Annotated in this window: 4 protein-coding genes and 1 pseudogene; 1 reads left to right on the forward strand and 4 read right to left on the reverse strand. The window is 68.0% G+C overall.

Annotated elements, in window-relative coordinates:
- The 3 genes and pseudogenes from DBR20_RS22345 to DBR20_RS11650 form a co-directional block, all read right to left on the reverse strand.
- Nucleotides 1-299, reverse strand: a pseudogene (locus DBR20_RS22345) (phospholipase); the annotation flags it as partial.
- Complete coding sequence (locus tag DBR20_RS11645; RefSeq protein ID WP_108266275.1) at nt 296-1105, reverse strand: class III extradiol ring-cleavage dioxygenase; 810 nt, start codon at nt 1103-1105, stop codon at nt 296-298. The pseudogene DBR20_RS22345 and the gene DBR20_RS11645, both read right to left, overlap by 4 nt.
- A 43-nt stretch (nt 1106-1148) precedes the next feature.
- Nucleotides 1149-1559, reverse strand: coding sequence for a DoxX family protein (locus DBR20_RS11650; protein ID WP_108266276.1), 411 nt, complete (start codon nt 1557-1559; stop codon nt 1149-1151).
- Between the two features lie 94 nt (nt 1560-1653).
- Here DBR20_RS11650 and DBR20_RS11655 point away from each other — a divergent pair, with 94 nt between their 5' ends.
- A complete protein-coding gene (locus DBR20_RS11655; protein WP_089238419.1) occupies nt 1654-2535 on the forward strand; it encodes a LysR family transcriptional regulator in 882 nt (293 codons plus the stop codon).
- 91 nt (nt 2536-2626) lie between these two features.
- Here the strand turns inward: DBR20_RS11655 and DBR20_RS23045 are convergent.
- Nucleotides 2627-3434 (reverse strand): EAL domain-containing protein (locus DBR20_RS23045; protein ID WP_258223313.1); only part of this gene is annotated, 808 nt, incomplete at its 5' end.

Consider the following 3434-nt stretch of genomic DNA (forward strand, 5'->3'; position numbering starts at 1 on the left):
AGTCCCAGCCGCTGCTGTTGGCCGGCCAGCCAATCGGCCAGCAGCAGTCGCGAGGTCTCGGCCTGCGCCGGATCGATCACCGGCCCCTGCGTGTCGAAGCGTACCGTGAACCAGCCGAACGCCTGTGGCCCGAAGGCCAGTGGGCCGCGCGGCAGCAGCACGTGCAGGCGCGGGTCGATGGCCGAGGCCAGCGGAAGCAGCGACTGCTCATTGCTGCCCACCCCGTGCAACAGCACCACCAGGCCCTGCGCGTCTCCTTGTGCAGGACGCTCCAGCACCGGTTGCAGCAGCGGGCTCACGCCGCATCCTGAGCGCGATCGGCGCCATCGAAGCGGTACAGGTCCATCGCCAGGAAGCCGGCATCGATACCGGCATCGATGCGCTTGGCACCAAAGCCGCCCTCGCCCGCCGCGCCCATCGCGAAGTACAACGGCAGCAGATGCTCGTCGGTGGGGTGCGCAAGCTCCGCAAACGGTGCCTGTCGGCGGTAATCGAACAGGGCATCGCGGTCATTGGCGGCCAGCCGCTGCTCCACCCAGTCGATGAAGGGACGCACGTAAGGCGCTTCCTTGCCGTCCTGGTAGTTGCCCCAGTCGTTCAGGTTGTGGGTGATGCTGCCCGAGCCGATCAGCAGCACGCCCTGTTCGCGCAGCGGCGCCAGTGCGCGGCCCAGCGCGAACTGATGCTGCGGGCCCAGCATCGGCTGGATCGACAGCGGCACTACCGGGATGTCGGCCTGCGGGTGCAGCAGGCGCAGCGGTACCCACGCGCCGTGGTCGAGGCCACGTTGCGGATCGAGTGCCACCGGCAGGCCGGCGGCGGCGATGCGGCCCGCCACGTCTTCGGCCAACGCCGGATCACCGGGCGCCGGGTACTGCAGTTCGAACAATTCGCGTGGAAAGCCACCGAAATCGTGGATGGTGGGCGGCTGCGGATGGCTGCCGACCAGCGGCTGCCGGGCCAGCCAATGCGCCGAGGCGATGACGATCGCACGCGGCGTGGGCAGGTCGTGGGCCAGCTCGGCCAGGCGCACGCCGACCTGGCCCGGATGCAGGGCGGTCATCGGCGAGCCGTGGGAGATGTACAGCGAAGGCAGGCGGGACATGATCTTCTCCAATGACAGGAACAGGCAGCGGGCCGGGGGACGATCAGCGCGAACGCAGGGTCCAGCGGCCATCGCCAAGCAGGAACAGCACGACCAGGGCCAGCGCCCAGAACGCCGGATATTCCCAACCACCGCCCGCGTTGGCGAAGCTGAAACCGTTGCCGCCGTGCACCGTCACGATGGTGCCCAGCAGCAGCGGCACACCGAGCAGGCCGATCCAGCGCGCGTAGATGCCGAGCAGCAGCGCTGCGGAAATCGTCAGTTCAACGGCGATGGTGAGGTAGCCCAGGACGCCGGGCAGGCCCAGCGACTCGAAGAAGGCAGCGGTACCTGCCGGGGTGAACACCAGCAGCTTGGTCAGTGCATGGACCAGGAACAACACGCCCAGAGCCAGCCGCAGCAGGGTCGCGGCATACGGGGCGAGAGGAGACAGGGGAGCGGCGGTAGCGTTCATGGGGCACCTCGGTAGGGACGAGGCACAGGTTATTGCGCTCTCTCTCGCCGATAAATACGATGAATCGACCGTATTTATTTCAAAAGGCGCAACAATGGACACCTTGGATGCCATGCGCGTGTTCGTCGCGGTGGTCGAACGCAACGGCTTCAGCGCCGCCGCACAGGCGCTGGACATGTCCACGGCCGGGGTCACCCGCCAGGTTGCCGCACTGGAAAAACGCCTGTCCACCCGCCTGCTCCACCGCACCACCCGCCGGGTCAGCCCGACCAGTGCCGGCGCCGCCTATTACGCGCAGTGCGTGCGCCTGCTGGCCGAGTTCGATGCGCTGGAGGCCAGCATCGGCGCACAGGCGCTGGAGCCGTCCGGCATGCTGCGCATCAATGCGCCGGTCAGCTGGGGCATAGCCCGCCTCGGTCCCTTGCTGGCCGGCTACCGCGAGCGCTTCCCGCAGGTCGAACTGGACCTGGCACTGTCCGATCGCCTGGTAGACATGGTTGAAGAAGGCTACGACGTGGCCATCCGCATCACCCGAGAACCCAGCCCAACCCTGATCGCACGGCGTCTGGGCCAATCGCGGATCAGCCTGTGCGCCGCGCCGGCCTACCTGGCCGCGCACGGAACACCACAGGCACCAGAGGATCTGCAGACGCATACCTGCCTCGGCTACAGCTACTGGGCAGCCGGCGACCACTGGCCACTGCAGGGACCCGGCGGCGAAGTGAAGGTGGCAGTGACCACCCTGCTGCGCGCCAACAATGGCGATGTCCTGCGCGAAGCCGCGATTGCCGGCATGGGCGTGATCCTGCAGCCGGACTTCCTGTTGCACGAGGCCCTCGCCGATGGCCGCCTGGTGCGCATCCTGCCGGAATGGGAAGCCGCGCCGATCGGCATCTTTGCCGTCTACACCAGCCGCAGCCATCTCGCGCCGAAGGTGCGCAGCTTCATCGATTACCTGGTGGAAACCGGGGTGTGAGGGTGCGTCCGCCGGGCATGGCCCGGCGCTATCAGAGGCGCGCCCATGACACGGTAGCGCCGGGCCATGCCCGGCGAGCGCGAAGCGCGGCCTAGGCGGCCACCTCATCCAGCTGCGCAATGATCTTCTCCAGCGGTGCCGGCCGCCCCAGCAGGTAACCCTGCACCTGGTCGCAGCCATGCGCAGCCAGCCAGTCCAGCTGCCCCGGCGTCTCCACGCCCTCGGCGATGATCGTCAGCCCCATGCTGTGGCCCAGCGACAGCAGCGCCCGGCAGATCGACGCGTTGCGCGGATTGGTCTCCACGTCGGCGACGAAGCTGCGATCGATCTTGAGAATGTCCAGCGGCAGGTGCTGCAGGTAGGACATGCTCGAGTAGCCGGTACCGAAATCGTCCAGCGACACGCTGATGCCCTGCTCGTGCAGGCGCTGCATGGTCTGCATCGCCTGTGCCGGCTTGCGCATCAGGCTGCTCTCGGTCAGCTCCACATGCAGTGCACCGCGGGCCAGGCCGAAATCCTGTTGCGCGCGGGCGAACTCGGCCACCAGATCGCTGTTGAAGAACTGCACCGCCGACACGTTGACCGCGATCGACAGCTCGCCCCACCCCGCTTCCACCAGACGCCGCTGCGCCTGTGCCGCCGCGCGGATCACCCAGCGTCCCAACGCCAGGATCAGGCCGGTGTCCTCGCACAACTGGATGAACTCGCTGGGCGGGATGAAGCTGCCATCGACCTGCGGCCAGCGCAGCAGGGCCTCCAGTGACGCCGGGCTGCCATCGCTGGCGTGCCGGATCGGCTGGAAGTACAGCTGGAACTCGTTGTCGATGGCCGCATGGATGCGCCCGGCCAAACGCAGGCGGTCGGCCAGGCGAGTCGTCACCGCCGCATCGAACCAGGCC

Origin of the sequence: Stenotrophomonas sp. HMWF023 (assembly GCF_003060985.1) — a bacterium.
Lineage (GTDB): Bacteria > Pseudomonadota > Gammaproteobacteria > Xanthomonadales > Xanthomonadaceae > Stenotrophomonas > Stenotrophomonas lactitubi.